This is a genomic window from Rhodococcus sp. DMU1 (assembly GCF_012272955.1).
Classification (GTDB): domain Bacteria; phylum Actinomycetota; class Actinomycetes; order Mycobacteriales; family Mycobacteriaceae; genus Rhodococcus; species Rhodococcus aetherivorans.
The window spans coordinates 4,106,400-4,127,698 of sequence record NZ_CP050952.1; the positions used below are offsets into that span (position 1 = coordinate 4,106,400).

Consider the following 21,299-nt stretch of genomic DNA (forward strand, 5'->3'; position numbering starts at 1 on the left):
TCAGGCGACGACGACCCGATGGGCCGTGCGCCACCGCTCGAGCAGGTCCTCCGGCGCCCGATCGACCACGACCACCACCGCCAGATCCTCGAGCCCCCCGGGTTCGAGGGTGTCGAGCGCGTCGGCGGTCAGGTGGGCATGGGTGACCCACTCGTCGTACAGGGCGGCGTCGAGTGCCTCCCCCGAGTCGGCGCCCTCCGGCACCACGACGACCGTCGCGCCGGTGGCCGTGACCAGCATCGGCTCGAGCGCACCGGCCTCCGCCGCGGTCGACCCGACCGCGGCGCTGCGCGACTCGTAGGTCAGGCCGTACTGCTCGCGCAGCTCGCCGATCCGGTCGATCAGCTCGGCCTGGGTGAACGTGCGGGTCGCGGTGACCAGGGCCGGGCTCTCGGACCCGACGACCCGGAGCCGGTCCGCGTACGAGACGGGGTGTGCGGCCTGCGCCGCCTGCTCGGCGCGCAGCTGCTCGTCGTCGAGCGGCAGCCACGTGACGGTGCCGGGCAGGCCGGCGGTGAGTTCCGCCACGGTCAAGCCCAGCGTCACCCCTGCGGCGCCCGGCGCCCCGACGAACGGGCCGCCGGGATCGACCATCAGCAGGGCCGCGCCGGTCTTGGCGACCGCCCACTGCGCCACCACCGACTGCACCGACCGCGGGACGGCGACGGCGACGACGTCGCCGGTGCCGATGCCGCGCGCGATGAGCAGCCGCGCCAGCCGCGACGACCGCGCGTCCAGCTCGCGGTACGGCACCTCGGTGCCGTCGACGGCCACGGCCGGGGCTTCCGGATCCTCCTCGACCACGTGGGCCAGCACGGCGGCGAGCGTGCGGCCGGTGCTCGCGGCCGGAGCCTGCGCCGGCTCGGCCTCGGCGACGAGGTGTGCCCGCTCCGCGGCGTCCATGAGGTCGATGTCCCCCACCGCCGCCTGGGCGTCGGCCACGAAGGCGTCGAGGACCCGCACGAACCGCTGCGAGAGCACGGTCACCTCCGTCTCGTCGAAGTACCGCTCCAGGTACTTGAAGGTGAACACGATCTCCGACTGCGCGAGGGTGAGCAGCGTCAGCGGGTAGTGGGTCGCGTCGTCGAGCCGGACGTCCGTGACGGTCATGCCGTCGAGGTCCGTGGCGGCGGAGGACAGCGCGGCCCGGTCGATCGGGTACGACTCGAACACGAGCAGCGTGTCGAATCCGATCCGCCCGCCCGCCCGCTGCTGGATCTCGGTCAGACCCAGGTAGTGGTGGCCGAGCAGTTCCGCCTGCTGTGCCTGCACGCGGCGCAGCAGCTGCGCGACGGTCTCGTCGTCATCGGTGTCCACCCGCACCGGCAGGGTGTTGATGAACAGGCCGACCATCGACTCGACGCCGGGCAGCTCGGCCGGCCGGCCGGACACGGTGGCGCCGAAGGTTACGTCGGAGCGTCCCACGATCCGGCCGAGCAGCACCGCCCAGGCCGCCTGCACCAGGGTGTTCACGGTGACCCCGAGGCTCGCGGCCAGGGCGGTCACCGCCGCGGCGCGTTCCTCGTCGAACACCACGTGCACCGAGGAGATGGCGTCCGCGTCGGGATGCCGCACCGACGGGGCGAGGACGGTCGGCTCCTCGACGCCGGCGAGTGCCTTCGCCCACACCTCGAGCGACGCCTCCCGGTCCTGCTCCGCCAGCCACTCGAGGAACTCCCGGTAGGAGCGGACGGCCGGGAGCGCGGTGGTGTCCCCGTGCGTGACGTACAGCGCCATGAGGTCCTGCATGAGGACCGGCATGGACCAGCCGTCGAGCAGGATGTGGTGGACCGTCACCGCGAGCAGCGAGCGGCCCTCGGCCACGTCGACGAACAGGAACCGGATCAGCGGGGCGGTGCCGAGGTCGAAGCGCCGGACCTGCTCGTCGCGCAGGATGCGGGCCAGCTCGGCGTCGCGGGCGTCCTCGGCGAGGCCGCCGAGGTGCTCGTGCCGCCACTGCACGTCGACGTCACCCAGCACCAGCTGCACGGGATCGCCGCTGTCGGTGACGAACACTGTCCGCAGGTTCGGGTACCGGTCCAGCAGCGCCTGCGCCGCGGCGCGCAGCCGCTCCGGATCGACCGCACCGCCGAGTTCGAGCACCGCCTGCATCGTGTAGACGTCCACGCTCGCCTCGGTCATGAGCGCGTGGAAGTGCAGACCCGCCTGCAGCGGCGACAGCGGCCACGCGTCGGTCACCGACGGGTACCGCGACTGCCACACGTCGAGGTCGTGCTGGGCGACCGACACGAGCGGCACGTCCGACGGGGTCAGGCCCCCGGCGCCCGGCTCGCGGACGTGGCGGGCCAGCGCAGCCAGGGCCTCATGCCAGTGCTGTGCCAGCTCCTCGATCTCCGAGCGCTCGACCACCCCGGCGGGGAAACCGAAGCGCGCCTCGAGCTGCGGGCCCTCCGGGCGGTACGACACGGTCGCCGCGACGTCGATCGTCGCGGTGACGGGCAGGCCGGCGGGGCGGACCGTGAGGTCGCCGAACGCATCGGCCGGCACCCACGCGCCGCCCGGGACCGGCTCGCCGTAGTGGAACGCAACCTGCGGCCGCGGAGCGCCGAGCTCCCCGGCGGAATCGGGGTCGAGGTGCCGCAGCAGACCGAAGCCGGCACCACCGTCGGGCAGGGCCCGCAGCTGTTCCTTGACCGCCTTGACGGCGGCGCCCATCGCCGGTCCCCCGGCGAACGCGTCGTCGAGGTCGATTCCCTCGAACCCGGCACGGAACGGGAATACGGTGGTGAACCATCCGACGGTCCGGGACAGGTCGGCACCGGGGACCACGGCCGCGTCGCGTCCGTCCCCGTCCACCGCGAGCAGCGTGGACGTCTCGTCGATGCCCCGGTCCCGGCGCCACCGCACCAGCGCGAGGCCGAGCGCGGTGACCAGACCGTCGCGGACGGTGCCGTGGAACCGCTCGGGCACCGCGGTGAGCAGCGCCTCCGTGTCCGCGGCGGGGACGGTGCCGCGCACGTGCTCGACCGTGGCGCCGAGATCGACGGCCGGGTCGAGCGGGCGGTTCCCGATCGGGAAGTCCGGTCCGTCGAGGATCGAGCGCCACAGTGCGAGTTCCGTGCGGCGCTCGGGCCGGCCGGCCGCCTCGACCAGCCCGTGCGCCCAGCGGCGCAGGGAGGTACCGACCGGGGGCAGCACCACCGGGCGTCCGGCCGCGAGGGCGTCGTACGCGGCGGCCAGATCGTCGACCAGGATGCGCCAGGACGCGTCGTCGGCCACGAAACGGTGGGCGACGATCAGCAGCGTCTCGCCGCGCCCGTCGTCGATGCGGACGAACTGCACCATCCGGCCCGTGGCGGGGTCGAGTCGCTCGACGGCCGCCCCGAGGGCCCGCTCGGCGCGGGCCCGCACGTCGTCGGCCGCGTCCGTTGCCGGTTCCGCCTGCGCCAGCAGGGTTTCCGGGTCGACGGTGCCGGTGGCACGCACCCGCAGGGCGACGGCGCCGTCGGCGTCGTGCTCGACGATCGCACGCAGCGCGTCGTGATGGTCGACGAGCACGCCGATCGCCCCGGCCAGGGCATCGTGGTCGACGCCGGAGGGCAGGATCACCGCCGTGGCCACGGCGAGTCGTTCGACGTGGCCGGCGGCGTCGAGCGCGTCACGCATCGCCGGCGTCAGCGGGACGTCGCCGACACCGCCGCCGGGCAGTTCCGCGGGTGCACCCGCCCCACCGCCGGTGAGGGTGGCGACCTCCGCCAGACCCGCGACGGTCTTGCGTTCGAACACGTCCCGCGGGGTGAACACCACGCCGCGGGCCTTCGCGCGCGAGACCAGCTGGATCGAGACGATGCTGTCGCCGCCGAGGGCGAAGAAGTCGTCGTCGAGACCGACCTGTTCGAGACCGAGCACCTCGGCGAACACCCGCGCCACGGCCTCCTCCGTGACGGTGGTCGGGGCCCGGAACTCCCGGGCCTCGAACACCGGCGCCGGCAGCGCCCTGCGGTCGAGCTTGCCGTTGACGTTCAGTGGCAGCGCCTCGAGCACCACGAACGCCGCCGGCACCATGTACGACGGCAGGTCCCGCCCGAGTTGCGTGCTCACGTCGGCGACGTCGAGCACGACGCCGGGCTGCGGCACCACGTAGGCGATCGCCTGCGGTCCGACCCGGTCGTCCTCGCGGACGATCACCGCCACGTCCCGGATACCGTCGACGCCGCGCAGCGCGGCCTCGATCTCGCCGAGCTCGATGCGGAAACCGCGAATCTTGACCTGGAAGTCCGTGCGTCCGACGTACTCCAGGCGACCCGCCGGATCCCACCGCACCAGGTCACCGGTGCGGTAGAGCCGTTCGCCGTCCCCGAACGGCGAGGCGACGAACCGCTCCGCCGTCAGATCCGCCCGGCCGTGGTAGCCGCGCGCCAGCTGCGCACCCGCCAGGTACAGCTCGCCGGGCACGCCGGCCGGGACCGGATTCAGCCGCGCGTCGAGCACGTACACCCGCGAATTCCACTCCGGGACACCGATCGGCACCGACACCCCGGTGGCGTCGTCGACCTCGTGGAAGGTCACCGACACCGCGGCCTCGGTCGGACCGTACAGGTTGTCCAACCGGGCCGTGTTGTGCGCCAGGAACCGTCGCGCCGTCGCCGCCGGCAACGCCTCACCGATCGCGAGCACCTGCCGGAGCGAGTTCGTCAGCGTGCCGCCGGACTCGACGAGCAACGCCTCGAGCATCGACGGCACCACGTGCAGGGTGGTGACCCCCTGCTCGGCCGCCAGCGCGTTCAGATAGCCCGGGTCGCGGTGCCCGTCCGGCGCGGCGATCACCAACCGGCCACCGGAGACCAGCGCCGACCAGAACTCCCACACCGACAGGTCGAACGTCGCCGCCGTCTTGAGCAACACCGCATCGTCGGCACCGAGCTCGTACTCCGCCCGCTTCCACACCAACTGGTTCACGATCGCCCCGTGCGGCACCGCCACACCCTTCGGCCGACCCGTCGAACCCGACGTGAAGATCACATACGCCGTGTTCGACGCCCGCAACGGCGCCAACCGCTCCGCATCGCCGACCGGGCCGTCTGCGAACACCGACAGATCCGCCGCATCGAGTTCCAGAGTGCGGACAGACCTCTCCCCCGGCACCTCGAACGCGTCCCGCCCGGTGGTCAGCACCACCACCGGAGCCGCCACCTCGAGAATGTACCCGGTCCGCTCCGCCGGCTGATCCGGATCCACCGGCACATACGCACCACCGGCCTTGACAACCGCATACATGCCCACCAGCAACTCGACCGACCGGCGCATCGCCAGCGCCACGGTCGACTCCGGCCCCACACCCAGCGCAACAAGCTGCCGCGCAAGACGATTGACCCGGGCATCGAACTCGCCGTAGGTGAGCGTCACACCCTCGAACACCAACGCCGGCGCGTCGGGAGCGCGCCGCACCTGCTCGTCGAACAGATCCACCAGCGTCGCCGGCCCCCCGACCGCACGAGCGGTCTCGTTCCACGCCTCGAGCACCCGCACCCGCTCGGCCGCCTCGAGAATCTCGATATCCCCCAGAGCCACCGACGGATCGGCCACAATCGCCTCGAGCACCCGCACGAACCGCTCCGCGAACACCACGACGGTCGGCTCGTCGAACAGATCCGTGGCGTACGTGAGCACGCTCGTGATCCCCTCGGGGGCGCCGTCGTCGGCGTACCGGTCGGTGACCACGAGATGCAGGTCGAACTGCGAGGTCTGCAGGTCCGCGTCCACACCGGAGACGGTCAGTCCCGGCAGCTCGAGGCTCGTCGTCGCGAGGTTCTGGAACGACAGGCCCACCTGGAACAGCGGATGCCGCGCCGTCGACCGCTCCGGATTGAGCACCTCCACGAGCCGCTCGAACGGCACGTCGGCGTTCGCGAAGGCCTGCAGGTCCCGCTCCCGCGCCTGGTCGAGCAGGTCGGCGAAGGACTCGCCGGGCTCGACCCGGGTGCGGAAGACCAGCGTGTTGACGAACATGCCGATCAGATCGTCGAGTTCACGCTGACCGCGGCCGGCGATCGGCGTGCCGATCGCGATGTCGTCGGTGCCCGACAGCCGCGCGAGCAGCACCGCGAACGCGGCGTGGACGGCCATGAACAGCGTCGCCCCCCGGCCCCGGGCCAGCTCGACCAGTCGCCGGTGCAGGTCGGCGTCGATCGTGAAGTCGATCTTCCCGCCCGCGAAGGACTGCACCACCGGCCGCGGCCGGTCGGTCGGCAGATCCAGCTGGTCCGGCAGATCCGCCAGGGCCTGCTTCCAGTACGTCACCTGCTTCGCGGCCACCGACGCCGGGTCGTTCTCGTCGCCGAGCACCCGCCGCTGCCACAGGGCGTAGTCGGCGAACTGCACCGGCAGCGGTGCCCAGTCCGGAGCGTTCCCGGTCGAGCGGGCGACGTACGCCGCCACGAGATCGCGGGTGAGCGGCCCCATCGAGGAGCCGTCCGCCGAGATGTGGTGGACGACGAAGGCGACGATCATCTCGTCCTCGCCGACGGCGAACAACCGCACCCGGATCGGGGCCTCCGACGTCACGTCGAAGCCGGTGTAGGCCAGCTCGCGGATCCGATCGGCGACCTCGTCCCAGGTGGTGACGACCGGTGTCAGGTCCGGGACCACCGCCGTCACCGGCAGCACGACCTGGACCGCGCCGTCGTCGGTCTCCGGGTACGCCGTGCGCAGCACCTCGTGCCGGGTGAACACGTCCCGGATCGCGTCCTGCAGCGCCGCGACGTTCAACCGGCCCGACAGCCGCAGCGCCACCGGCAGGTTGTAGGCCGCCGACTCCGGGTCGAAGCGGTTGAGGAACCACATGCGCTGCTGAGCGAGCGAGAGCGGCACCCGTTCCGGCCGCGGCCCGGCCACCAGTGGCACCGCCCCGCCGGATCCGGCGTGCTGCTCGACCTGCGCCGCGAGCGCCTCGACCGTCGAGGCGTCGAACAACACCCGCACCGGCACCCGCGAATCCAGCGCCGCACCCAGACGCGCCACCACCTGGGTCGCGATCAGCGAGTTACCGCCGAGCGCGAAGAAGTCGTCGTCGAGACCGACCCGGTCCACGCCGAGGACCTCGGCAAAGATGCCCGCGACGATCTCCTCGATCGGAGTCGTCGGGGCCCGGAACTCCCGCGCGGCGAACGTCGGCGCGGGCAGCGCCTTGCGATCGAGCTTGCCCGAGGTGTTGAGCGGGAACTCCGCGAGCACCACGATCGCCGCGGGCACCATGTACGACGGCAGCGTCCGCGTCACGAACGCGATCACCTCGCCCGCGTCCACCTCGTGGCCCGGCGCGGGAACGACATAGCCGGCGAGCTGGTCGCCGGTCGGGGTCGGCACCACCAGCACCGCGGCCTGGTTCACCGACTCGTGCGCCAGCAACGCCGTCTCGATCTCGCCGAGCTCGATGCGCTGACCGCGGAACTTCACCTGGAAGTCGGTGCGGCCGATGTACTCGAGTTCCCCGGTTTCGTTCCAGGTGACCAGGTCGCCGGTGCGGTACATCCGCTCCCCCGGCGCCCCGAACGGGTTCGCGACGAACCGGTCGGAGGTCAGGTCCGGGCGGCGGACGTAGCCGCGGGCCAGCTGCACGCCCGCCAGATACAGCTCACCCGGGACCCCGACCGGCACCGGCCGCAGCCGGCCGTCGAGGACCAGCACCCGCACGTTCCACTCCGGGACGCCGATCGGCACCACGTCGACCGGTCCGGTGGCCGGCGCCTGCCAGAAGGTGGCCGACACCGCCGCTTCGGTCGGGCCGTAGAGGTTGTCGATCGCGGCCGTGCTGATGCGCCGCACGCCCTCGATCGTCTCCGGCGGCAGGGCCTCGCCGATCACGAAGATGTGCCGCAGCGTGGCGCACGACTCCCGGTCGACGTGGGCGGCGAACACCGTGAGCATGGACGGTACGAAGTCGGTGATCGTCACCTTCTCGCGGGCGATGACGTCCGCGACGTACACCGGGTCGCGGTGGCCGTCGGGTGTCGCCACGACCAGCTTCGCCCCCACGCTCAGCGGCATGAAGAAGCCCCACAGCGACACGTCGAACGTCGTGGCCGTCTTCTGCAGGTAGACGTCCTGCGCCGTCATCTCGAACTCGTCGAGCATCCACGCCGTCTGGTTGACGATGGCGCGGTGCGTGACGGCGACGCCCTTGGGCCGGCCGGTCGAGCCGGACGTGAAGATGGCGTAGGCCGTGTTGTCCGGGCGCAGCGGCGCACGCCGGTCCCGGTCGGTGACGGGCGCGTCCGAGACCGCCGACAGATCCAGCTCGTCGACGAGGACGGCGTCGACGGTGAGCCCGTCGGGAACGGTGAACTCGTCGCGGGCGGTCGTGACGATGCACACCGGGTCGGCCGTGTCGAGGATGTGCCGGACACGGTCGACCGGGTGATCCGGATCGATCGGCACCCATGCGCCGCCGGCCTCGACGATCGCGTACATGCCCACCAGCAGGTCGAACGACCGCCGGATCGCCAGGCCCACCAGGGACTCCGGCCCCACCCCCTGCGAGATCAGGTGCCGCGCGAGGCGATTGACGCGGGCGCCGAATTCGGCGTACGTCAGCTCGGCACCCTCGTAGGCCAGCGCCACCGCATCCGGGGTGCGCCGGGCCTGCGCCTCGAACCGGGACAGGAGCAGTTCGGTGCCGTCGAGGGCGTGGTCCGAGTCGTTCCACCCGTGCAGGATCTGCTCGAGTTCGGCCGCGTCGAGCAGATCGACGTCGCCGACGGGCAGCGCCGGCTGCTGTGCGATCGCTTCGAGGACCCGCACGAACCGCGACAGCAGCGTCTCGACCTGCTGCACGTCGAACAGCCTGCGCTGGTAGCGCAGGTCGAGTTCCATGCCGGATCCGACATGGATGAACAGGCTCAGCGGGTAGTGGGTGGCGTCGTTCGTGCCGACGCCGGTGACCGACATGCCGTCGATCGACGCCGCCTGGTCGGCCAGGCCCTTCTCGTCGAGCGGGTAGGACTCGAACACCGTGAGGGTGTCGAACGCCACGGTCGGCCCGGCGACCCGCTGGATCTCGGTGAGACCCAGATGATGATGCTCGAGCAACTCGGCCTGCTCCTGTTGCAGGCGCTGCAGGAACCGCTCGATCGGCTCCTGCGGATCGAACGTCACCCGCACCGGCAGGGTGTTGATGAACAGGCCCACCATCGACTCCACGCCGGGCAGGTCCGCCGGCCGGCCCGACACGGTGGCGCCGAAGACGACGTCGTCGCGTCCGGTCGACCGGCCGAGCAGCACGCCCCACGCCGCCTGGACGAGGGTGTTGACGGTGACGCCGAGCCGGGCTGCGGCCGAGGCGATCTCGGCCGTGCGGGCGTCGTCGAGCAGCAGCCGCACGCGGTCGGCGCCCTCGGCGCCGGGGTGCCGGTCGGTCGCCGGGGCGAGCAGCGTCGGCTCCTCGAACCCGTCGAGCACCCGGGCCCACGTGGCGCGGGAGGCGTCGAGGTCACGCTCGGCGACCCACGCCAGGAACGACCGGTAGGAGCGGGCCCGCGGCAGCGGCGACGCATCCCCGCGGGTGGCGTACAGCATCATCATGTCCTGCATCAGCAGCGGCATCGACCAGCCGTCGATGAGGATGTGATGCACGGTCACGCCGAGCTGGTAGCGGCCGTCGCCGAGCGACGCGAGGACGAACCGGATCAGCGGCGCCTCGTCCATCGCGAACCGGCGCGCCTGCTCCTCCCGCCAGAACGGGACCGTCGCGCGCACGCCCTCGGCGGCGACGAGCTGCGACAGGTCGGCCTCACGCCACGGCACCCGCACGTCGGAGAGCACCACCTGCACCGGGGCACCGGCGGCGTCGGCGACGAACACCGTCCGCAGGTTCGGGTACCGGTCGAGCAGCGCCTGCGCCGCGCCGCGCAGCCGCTGCGGATCGACCACGCCGTCGAGGTCGAGCACGGCCTGGATCGTGTAGACGTCCACGCTGGATTCGTCCATGAGGGCGTGGAACAGCAGGCCCGACTGCAGCGGGGACAGCGGCCATACGTCGGTCGCCGACGGGAAGCGCGCCTCCCACGCCTCGAGGTCCTGCTGGGTCACCGACACGAGCGGCACGTCCGACGGGGTCAGGCCGCCGGCGCCGGGCTCGCTCGCGTACCGGGCCAGCGCCGCGAGCGCGTCCACCCAGTAGGCGGCGAGGGACTCGATCTCGTCCGGGCCGAGAAGGCCGGTCGGGAAGGCGAATCCGGCCGCGAGCTGCGGTCCGTCCGCACCGTCGGACACGATCGCGTTGATGTCGACGACGGCGTTGGCGGGCATGTCCGCGTCGAGGGCGGCGTCGACCCCACCGAGCGCGTCCGTCGGAACCCAGCCGATCGCGGCGAGTTCCTCGGGCACGTCCGCGGCGGACACCCGGCCGAGGTAGTTGAAGCTCACCTGCGGCTGGGTGGTGTATGCGGACAGGATCTGCGAGCCGACCGGATCGAGGTGGCGCAGCAGGCCGTAGCCCATGCCCTTGTCCGGGATCGCCAGGAGCTGTTCCTTGACGGCCTTGACGGCGGATCCCATGGCGGTGCCGCCGGCGAAGGCGTCGTCGACGTCGATGCCGGTCAGGTCCACCCGCACGGGATGCGCGCTGGTGAACCAGCCGACGGTGCGGGACAGGTCCGCACCCGGCACGACCGACTCCTCGCGGCCGTGACCCTCGAACTTCAGCAGCGCGGACGTCGCGTCGACGCCGCGGTCGCGCCGCCACCGGGTCAGCGCCAGGCCGAGCGCGGCGATGAGCCCGTCGTTGACGCTGCCGTGGAACAGCGCGGGCACCGCGGTCAGCAGCGCCTCGGTGTCGGCCGCGGGGATGTTCACGTCGAGACGCTGCACGGTCGACGCGACGTCGACCGCCGGGTCGAACGCGCGGCCGCCGAGCAGCGGGTCCGGCCCGTCGAGCACCGACCGCCACAGCTCCAGCTCCGCCCGGCGTTCGGGCGCGCGCGCGGCGTCCACCAGACCGTGGGCCCAGCGGCGCAGCGACGTGCCGACCGGCGGCAGCGCGACGTCCTGTCCCGCCGCCACCTGACCCCACGCGACGGCGAGGTCGGGCAGCAGGATTCGCCAGGAGACGCCGTCGACCACGAGATGGTGGGCGACGACGAGCAGCACGCCGGGGCGTTCGCCGGGTCCGAAGTCGAACCACACGAACCGCAGCACCCGTCCCTCGGTGGGCGCGAGCCGGTCGAGCGCGGCGTCGAGCTCGCGCGACGCGACCGCGGTGAGCGCGGCGGCGTCGATGTCGGCGGGCACCTCGACGCGGGTGACGAGTTCGTCGGCGTCGACCGTGCCCGCGGCACGCACCCGCAGCACGGGAGCGCCGTCGGCGTCGTGCTCGAGGATCGACCGCAGCGCGTCGTGGTGGTCGACGACGGCGCCGATGGTGCGCACCAGCACGTCCCGGTCGATGTCCTTCGGCAGCGTCACCGCCACGGACTGGGAGAAGCGGTCGAACCCGCCACCCCAGCCGAGCACCTCGCGCATGATCGGCGTGAGCGGCACCTCGCCGACGCCGCCGCCGGGCAGTTCCTTCAGACCGCCGGGGCCCTCGCCCGCGGTGGTGCGGGTCGCGACCTCGGCGAGACCGGCGACGGACCGGCGCTCGAACACGTCACGCGGCGTGAACACGACGCCGCGGGCCTTGGCGCGCGAGACCAGCTGGATGGAGACGATGCTGTCGCCCCCGAGCGCGAAGAACGACTCGTCGACGCCGACCCGGTCGAGGCGCAGCACCTCGGCGAACACCTCGGCGATGATCTCCTCGAGATCATTGCTCGCGGCCCGGAATTCGCGCTCCTCGAGCTCCGGTTCGGGCAGCGCGTCGCGATCGAGCTTGCCGACGGGGGTCAGCGGGATCTTGTCGAGCACGACGAGCGCGGAGGGCACCATGTGCGCCGGCAGCGAGCGGCCGACGAACTCGGTCAGCGCGGCGGTGTCGATCGTCGCGCCCGCCTTCGGCAGCACGTAGGAGACGAGCACGGTGCCGCCGGAGGGCGTCGTGCGGCCCAGCGTGGCCGCGAACTCCACGGTCTCGTGGGACGTCAACGCCGAGTCGATCTCGCCGAGTTCGATGCGGAAACCGCGCACCTTGACCTGGAAGTCGCTGCGCCCGACGAACTCGAGTTCGAGCCGGTCGTCGTCCATGACGCGCCAGCGCACCATGTCGCCGGTGCGGTACATCCGCCCGCCGTCCGCCGTGAACGGATCGGCGACGAACCGTTCCGAGGTGAGCACCGTGCGCCGGTGGTAGCCGCGGGCGAGGGCGGCACCCGACAGGTACAGCTCACCCGCGACACCCACGGGGACGGGCCGCAACCGCGAGTCGAGGACGAGGGCGGTCGTGCCGCGCACGGGGCCGCCGATCGTGATCGGATCCCCGGGCCGCACGCGCGCATAGGTGGAGATGACCGTCGCCTCGGTCGGGCCGTAGCCGTTGAGCAGCGTGCGGCCGGGCGCCCACCGGTTCACCAGCTCCGGCGGCAGTGCCTCACCACCGACGACGACCACCTCGAGGCTGTCGAGGCCCTCGGGGTCGACGGTGCCGATCACCGCGGGGGTGATGATCGTGTGGGTGGGGCGTTCGGTGCGGAACAGTTCCGCGAGGTCGGGGCCGCCGATGATCGTCGACGGCACGACGACCAGCGTCGCGCCCTGGGAGAACGCCGCGATCCACTCCATCACCGACGGGTCGAAGCTCGGCGACATGATGTGCAGGAACCGCGAGCGGGACGTCAGGCCGTACAGATCGATGATCGTGTCCAGCAGCCCACCGAGGCCGGTGTGGGTGACCACGACGCCCTTGGGCCGGCCCGTCGAACCCGACGTGTAGATCAGGTAGGCAGGGTGCTGCGGGCGCAGCGGCCGGACGCGGTCGGCGTCGGTGATCGGTGCCGACGAGCGGGCCGCGACGTCCGGTGCGAGACCGGGATCGTCGACGACCAGCCACTCGGCGTCGTCGGGCAGGCCGGCCCGGTGTGCGGTCCCCGTGATACCCAGGGCCGCACGGGAATCGGAGAGCATGTAGCGCACGCGCTCCGGCGGGTACGACGGATCGACCGGCACGTGTGCGGCGCCGGCCTTCGCCACCGCCCACACCGCACGGACCATGTCGTAGGAGCGCGGGAACGCCACGGCGACGATGTTCTCGGGGCCTACGCCGCGCTCGACCAGCAGCCGCGCGAGCCGGGACGAGTCCTCGTCGAGCTCGCGGTAGGTGATCGACCGTCCCTCGTACCGCACGGCGGTGGCGTCCGGGTCCAGGGACGCGCCGGCCGTGAGGAGGTCGGCGAGGGTTCCGCCGCTGACGACGTCGGTGCCGCGGACGTGGGTCAGCCGCTCGAGCTCGTGCGGCGCGAGCAGCGGCAGGTCACCGACGGGCAGAGCCGGGTCGGCCAACGCCGCGTCGAGGAGGTGCGCGAAGCGGGCGGCGAACCCCTCGACGGTGCCGGCGTCGAACAGGGACCGCGCGTAGGAGAACTCGGCGGAGATCCCGTCCGGTCCGCCCTCGGTGGTGGTGTGCTCCCGCAGGGTCAGTGCGAGGTCGAACTTGGCGCTGTCCACGTCGAACGGCACCGTGGACACACTCAGCTCGGGCAGCTCGAGTCCGGTCTCGGGGAGGTTCTCGAACGACATGGCGACCTGGAACAGCGGGTGCCGGGCCGTGGACCGCTCGGGGTTGAGGATCTCGACGAGCCGCTCGAACGGAAGATCCGCGTGGGCGAACGCCTCGAGATCGCTCTCGCGGATGCGCCCGAGATGCTCGGCGAACCCGGCGTCGGCGTCGATGTGGCTGCGCAGCACCAGGGTGTTGACGAACATGCCGATCATCTCGTCGAGTTCGGCCTCGCCGCGGCCGGCGATCGGCGTGCCGATCGCGATGTCGTCGGCGGCGGACATGCGCGCGAGGAACACCGCGAGGGCGGTGTGCATGACCATGAACAGCGTCGTGCCGCTGCGCCGGGCGAGGTCGGCGGCCTGCCGGTGGGTGGCCGCCTCGATGCGGAACTCGACCGTGCCGCCCTCGAAGGCCTGCACCGACGGCCGCGGCCGGTCGGTGGGCAGGTTCAGCTCGTCGGGCAGGCCGGCGAGCGTCCGCTTCCAGTAGTCGGCCTGCGCGGAGACGAGGCTGTCCGGATCGTCCTCCGATCCCAGGACCTGCCGCTGCCACAGCGCGTAGTCCGCGTACTGCACCGGTAGCGGCGCCCGGTCCGGTTCGTGCCCCGCCGCGCGCGCGACGTAGGCGATCATCACGTCCCGCGTCAGCGGTGCCATGGACCAGCCGTCGGCACTGATGTGGTGCGCGACGAACACCAGCACATGGTCGTCGCCGGCGATCCGGAAGAGCTTGGCGCGCAGGGGGATCTCTTCGGTGACGTCGAAGCCGGCGGAGACCACCTCGGTGACCCGGGCGACGAGGTCGGCCTCGGAGACCGGTTCGGGCGTGAGATCGGGTGCGGCCTCGGCGACCGGGAGGACCACCTGGAAGGCGTGCCCGTCGGACTCCGGGTAGACGGTGCGCAGCACCTCGTGCCGGGCGACGACGTCGCGCACCGCGGCCCGCATGGCGTCCACGTCGAGCGTTCCGGTCAGCCGGACCGCCACCGGGATGTTGTTGACCGCCGACCCGGTGTCGAAGCGGTTGAGGAACCACATGCGCTGCTGCGCCAGCGACAGCGGGATCCGGTCCGGCCGCGGCTGCGGCACCAGCGGCGGACGACCGCCCCCGCCGGCGTGCTGCTCGACCGCGACGGCCAGGGCCTCGACCGTGGGCGCCTCGAAGACGACCCGGACGGGGATCCTCGCGTCGAGCGCGGCCCCCATGCGGGAGACCACCTGGGTGGCGAGCAGCGAGTTGCCGCCGAGCTCGAAGAAGTCGTCGTCGACGCCGACCCGGGCGAGGCCGAGCACCTCGGCGAACACGCCCGCGACGATCTCCTCGACGGGGGTGCTCGGAGCGCGGAACTGCCGCGCCTCGAACACCGGTTCCGGCAGCGCCTTGCGGTCGAGCTTGCCGTTGACGTTCAGCGGCAGCGCCTCGAGCACCACGAACGCCGCCGGCACCATGTACGACGGCAACGCGCCGGCGAGCCCGGACTTCACGTGCGCGATGTCGAGCACCGCGCCCGTCTCCGGAACCAGGTACGCCACGAGCTGCGTGCCCGCCCGGTCGTCCTCCCGGGCGATCACCGCCACGTCGCGCACCTCGTCGGCGCCGCGCAGCGCGGCCTCGATCTCGCCGAGCTCGATGCGGAATCCGCGCACCTTCACCTGGAAGTCGCTGCGGCCGAGGTACTCCAGGCGGCCGGTGGAGTCCCACCGGACGAGGTCGCCGGTGCGGTAGAGCCGCTCGCCGTCGCCGAACGGGGAGGCGACGAACCGCTCCGCCGTCAGATCCGCCCGGCCGTGGTAGCCGCGCGCCAGCTGCGCACCGGCGAGGTACAGCTCGCCGGACACGCCGACCGGCACCGGATGCAGGCGCCCGTCCAGCACGTAGACCCGCGAGTTCCATTCCGGCACACCGATGGACACCGAGACGCCCGCGTCGCCCACCACGTCGCCCGCGGTGATCGACACCGCGGCCTCGGTCGGGCCGTAGAGATTGACCAGCTGCGCGCTGTTGTGTCGCAGGAACCGCTGCGCCGTCGCCGCCGGCAGCGCCTCACCGATCGCGAGCACCCGGCGCAGCGGCCTCGGCAGCATCCCGTCGGAGTCGACGAGCAGCGCCTCGAGCATCGACGGCACCACATGCAGGGTGGTGACCTCCTGCTCGGCCATCAGGGCGTTCAGGTAGTCGGGATCGCGGTGACCCTCCGGCGCGGCGATCACCAGCCGGCCCCCGGAGACCAGGGCCGACCAGAACTCCCACACCGACAGGTCGAACGTCGCCGCGGTCTTGAGCAGCGCCGCGTCCTGCGATCCGAGGCCGAAGTGCTCGCGCTTCCACAGCAACTGGTTCACGATCGCGCCGTGCGGCACCGCCACACCCTTCGGCTTGCCCGTCGAACCCGACGTGAAGATCACGTACGCGGTGTTCGACGCCCGCAGCGGCGCCCGCCGCTCGGCGTCGGTGACCGGATCACCGGCGTAGGTCGACAGGTCGGCCGTGTCGATCGCCAGGCGCGGGACAGACCTGTCCCCCGGGATCTCGACCGCGTCGGCGGTCAGCACCACCACCGGAGCCGCGGCATCCAGGATGTACCCGGTCCGCTCGGCCGGCTGATCCGGGTCGAGCGGCACGTACACGCCACCGGCCTTGGCGACGGCGTACATGCCGACGAGGAGCTCGATCGACCGGCGCATCGCCAGCGCCACCGTCGACTCCGGGCCGACCCCCGCCGAGATCAGGCGACGGGCAAGCCGGTTGACGCGGATGTCGAACTCGCCGTAGGTGAGCGTCTCACCCTCGAAGAACAGGGCCGTGGCGTCCGGAGTCCGGCGCACCTGCGCGTCGAACAGGTCGGGCAGGGTCACCGACGCGTCCACGGCGTGATCGGTGTCGTTCCAGCCCTCGAGCACCCGGAGCCGCTCGGCGTCGTCGAGCAGCGGCACATCGCCCACCGGGAGCGACGGGTCCGCCACCACGGCTTCGAGCAACCGCAGGAACCGGCGGGCGAAACCGGCCACCGTGGACTCGTCGAACAGGTCCGTGGCATAGGTGAAGAAGCCGGTCACCCCGGCCGCGGCACCGTCCTCGGCGTGCCGGTCGGTGACGATCAGATGCAGGTCGAACTGGGAGATCTGCATGTCCGCGTCGACGTTCGCGATGGTCAGACCCGGCAGCTCGAGCCGGGACTGGGCGACGTTCTGGAACGACAGGCCCACCTGGAACAACGGGTGCCGCGCGGTGGAGCGGACGGGGTTGAGCACCTCCACGAGCCGCTCGAACGGCACGTCCGCATTGGCGAACGCCCCCAGGTCGGCCTCGCGGGCCTGTGCCAGCAGGTCCTCGAACGCCGCATCCGGCTGGACCTGCGTGCGGAAGACAAGGGTGTTGACGAACATGCCGATCAGATCGTCCAGCGCCCGCTCGTCACGCCCCGCGATGGGCGTGCCGATCGCGATGTCGTCCGTGTCGGACATCCGCGCGAGGAACACCGCGAGGGCGGTGTGCATCACCATGAACAGTGTCGTGTTGCTGCGACGGGCGAGGTCGATCAGCCGGGCGTGCAGCTCCGGATCGACGGCGAATCCGGTCCGGGCGCCGGCGAAGGACTGCACCGCCGGGCGCGGCCGGTCGGTGGGCAGGTCCAGCTGGTCGGGCAGACCGGCCAGCGCGTTCTTCCAGTACGCCACCTGCTTCGCCGCAACCGAGTCCGGATCGTCCTCGGACCCGAGGACCTCCCGCTGCCACAGCGCGTAGTCCGCGTACTGCACCGGCAGCGGCGCCCACGCGGGGAACTCGCCCTGCGAACGCGCGATGTAGGCCTGCATCAGGTCCCGGGTGAGCGGGCCCGCCGACGAACCGTCGGCCGAGATGTGGTGGACGACCAGGGCGAGCACGTGGTCGTTCGCGGCGAGCCGGAACAGCCGCACCCGCAACGGCACCTCGATGGTGACGTCGAAGGTCGTGGCGCCGAGTTCCCGGACGGCCGCGACGATGTCGTTCTCGCCGACCGCGATCGGGGTGAGATCCTGTTCGGCCTGGGCGGCGGGCACGACGACCTGGATCGGGCCCTCGGCCGTCTCCGGGTAGTAGGTCCGCAGGATCTCGTGCCGGGTGACGAGGTCACCGACCGCCGCCTGCAGCGCCGCGACGTCGAGCGTTCCGGTCAGCCGGATCGCCATCGGCACGTTGTACGCGGCGGTGTCCGTGTCGAAGCGGTTGAGGAACCACATCCGCTGCTGGGCCAGCGACAGCGGGATCCGCTCGGGACGCTGCCGCGCCTCGAGCGGCCGCCGGGCGTCGGCGCTCTGGTGCTGGACGGACACGGCGAGCGCCTCGACGGTGGGCGACTCGAACAGCGCGCGGATCGGCACCCGGACATCGAGCGCGGCACCGAGCCGGGATGCCACCTGGGTGGCGAGCAGGGAGTTGCCGCCGAGCTCGAAGAAGTCGTCGTCGAGACCGACCTGTTCGAGACCGAGCACCTCGGCGAACACCCGCGCCACGGCCTCCTCCGTGACGGTGGTCGGGGCCCGGAACTCCCGGGCCTCGAACACCGGCGCCGGCAGCGCCCTGCGGTCGAGCTTGCCGTTGACGTTCAGCGGCAGCGCCTCGAGCACCACGAACGCCGCCGGCACCATGTACGACGGCAGCTGCTGCGACAGGGCAGACTTGAGCTCCGCCGCATCGAATTCCGCACCGGCGGCCGGAACCACGTACGCCACGAGCTGCGCGCCCCCACGCTCGTCGTCCCGCGCGATCACCGTCACGTCGCGCACCTCGTCGATGCCGCGCAGCGCGGCCTCGATCTCGCCGAGCTCGATGCGGAATCCGCGCACCTTCACCTGGAAGTCGCCGCGGCCCACGTAGTCGAGCTCGCCGCCCCCGTCGCCCGTCCCGATCCACCGGACGAGATCGCCGGTGCGGTAGAGCCGTTCGCCGTCGCCGAACGGCGAGGCGACGAACCGCTCCGCCGTCAGATCCGCCCGGCCGTGGTAGCCGCGCGCCAGCTGCGCACCCGCCAGGTACAGCTCGCCGGGCACGCCGGCCGGGACCGGATTCAGCCGCGCGTCGAGCACGTACACCCGCGAATTCCACTCCGGGACACCGATCGGCACCGACACCCCGGTGGCGTCGTCGACCTCGTGGAAGGTCACCGACACCGCGGCCTCGGTCGGACCGTACAGGTTGTCCAACCGGGCCGTGTTGTGCGCCAGGAACCGTCGCGCCGTCGCCGCCGGCAACGCCTCACCGATCGCGAGCACCTGCCGGAGCGAGTTCGTCAGCGTGCCGCCGGACTCGACGAGCAACGCCTCGAGCATCGACGGCACCACGTGCAGGGTGGTGACCCCCTGCTCGGCCGCCAGCGCGTTCAGATAGCCCGGGTCGCGGTGCCCGTCCGGCGCGGCGATCACCAACCGGCCACCGGAGACCAGCGCCGACCAGAACTCCCACACCGACAGGTCGAACGTCGCCGCCGTCTTGAGCAACACCGCATCGTCGGCACCGAGCTCGTACTCCGCCCGCTTCCACACCAACTGGTTCACGATCGCCCCGTGCGGCACCGCCACACCCTTCGGCCGACCCGTCGAACCCGACGTGAAGATCACATACGCCGTGTTCGACGCCCGCAACGGCGCCAACCGCTCCGCATCGCCGACCGGGCCGTCCGCGAACACCGACAGATCCGCCGCATCGAGTTCCAGAGTGCGGACAGACCTCTCCCCCGGCACCTCGAACGCGTCCCGCCCGGTGGTCAGCACCACCACCGGAGCCGCCACCTCGAGAATGTACCCGGTCCGCTCCGCCGGCTGATCCGGATCCACCGGCACATACGCACCACCGGCCTTGACCACCGCATACATGCCCACCAGCAACTCGACCGACCGGCGCATCGCCAGCGCCACCGTCGACTCCGGCCCCACACCCAGCGCAACAAGCTGCCGCGCAAGACGATTGACCCGCGCATCGAACTCGCCGTAGGTCAGCGTCACACCCTCGAACACCAACGCCGGCGCGTCGGGAGCGCGCCGCACCTGCTCGTCGAACAGATCCACCAGCGTCGCCGGCCCCCCGACCGCACGAGCGGTCTCGTTCCACGCCTCGAGCACCCGCACCCGCTCGGCCACCTCGAGAATCTCGATATCACCCAGCGCCACCGACGGATCCGCCACGACCGCCTCGAGCACCCGCACGAACCGCTCCGCGAAACCGGCCACGGTGCCCTTGTCGAACAGGTCCGTCGCACATGTGAACGTCGCGTCGATGCGGGCGGGCGTCCCGTCCTCGTCGTAGCGGTCGAAGACCGTCAGCTGCAGGTCGGTCTTGGCGAGCTCGAGTTCGAAGTTCGTCGGCGAGACGGTCAGCCCCGGCAGCTCCAGCTTCGTCTGCGCGAGGTTCTGGAAAGACAGGCCCACCTGGAACAGCGGGTTGCGGGCCGTCGAGCGCACGGGGTTGAGCACCTCGACCAGGCGCTCGAACGGCACGTCGGCGTTCGCGAACGCCCCCAGGTCCGTCTCGCGCACCTGGGCCAGGAACTCGTCGAACGCGACGTCGGACTGCACTCGGGTGCGGAAGACCAGCGTGTTGACGAACATGCCGATCAGATCGTCGAGCACCCGCTCGCCGCGGCCCGCGATCGGCGTGCCGATCGCGACGTCGTCGGTGCCCGACAGCCGGCCCATCAGGGTCGCCAGGGCGGCGTGGATCACCATGAACAGCGTGGCGTTGTGCCGGCGCGCCAGCTCCTGCAGGCCCCGGTGGACGTCGGCGTCGACGGTGAAGTGCAGCGATTCGCCGCGGAAGCTCTGGCGAGGGGGCCGCGGCCGGTCGGCCGGGAGATCGATCTGGTCGGGCAGACCGGCCAGGGTCCGCTTCCAGTACTCGACCTGCCCGGCGGCGACGGAGTCGGGGTCGTCCTCCGAACCGATGACGTCACGCTGCCACAACGCGTAGTCCGCGTACTGCACGGGCAGCGGCTCCCAGCCGGGCGCCTCGCCGCGGGAACGTGCCTCGTAGGCGATCGTGACGTCGCGCGCGAGGGGCGCCATGGAGGCGCCGTCGGCGGAGACGTGGTGCACGACGAACGCCAGGACGTAGTCGGAGTCGGTGATCCGGAAGATCCGCGACGCCACCGGCACCTGCCGTGTCACGTCGAAGGTCGTGGACATGAATGCGACGATCTCGCCGGTGAGGTCGTCCTCGGTGACGTCGTACGGCGTCAGGTCGGGCAGCGCGTCGTCCACGGGGAGCACGATCTGGTGCGGCTCGCCGTCCGGGTCCGGGTAGTAGGTGCGCAGCATCTCGTGCCGGCCGATCACGTCGCGGACCGCCGCCTGCATCGCGGCCAGGTCGAGCTCACCCTGGAGCCGCACCGCGAAGGGGATGTTGTCCACCGCGGAGGAGGTGTCGAACTGGTTGAGGAACCAGTAACGCTGCTGGGCCAGCGACAGCGGCAGCCGCTCGGGACGCGGTGCCGCCTCGAGCGGGCGCCGGGCGCCGGTACCGATCTGGCGGCCGACCTCCGCGGCGAACGCTTCGACGGTGGAGGTTTCGAACAGCAGCCGCAGCGGCACCGACGCATCGAGCGCCGCACCGATCCGCGAGACCACCTGCGTGGCGATCAGCGAGTTGCCGCCGAGGGCGAAGAAGTCGTCGTCGAGGCCCACCCGGTCGAGACCGAGCACCTCGGCGAACACACCCG

The 21,299-nt window shown here is 72.0% G+C and carries 1 protein-coding gene (only partly in view); it reads right to left on the reverse strand.

Going from position 1 to position 21,299, the window contains the following annotated elements; translation table 11 throughout:
* A protein-coding gene (locus HFP48_RS18860) for a non-ribosomal peptide synthase/polyketide synthase (RefSeq protein ID WP_168579861.1) crosses the window boundary here: on the reverse strand, positions 1-21,299 show its 3' portion. 8,248 nt of this gene lie beyond the right edge of the window; 21,299 of the gene's 29,547 nt are visible here — the last part of the coding sequence; the start codon falls outside the window, past its right edge — the gene reads right to left on this strand; its stop codon occupies positions 1-3.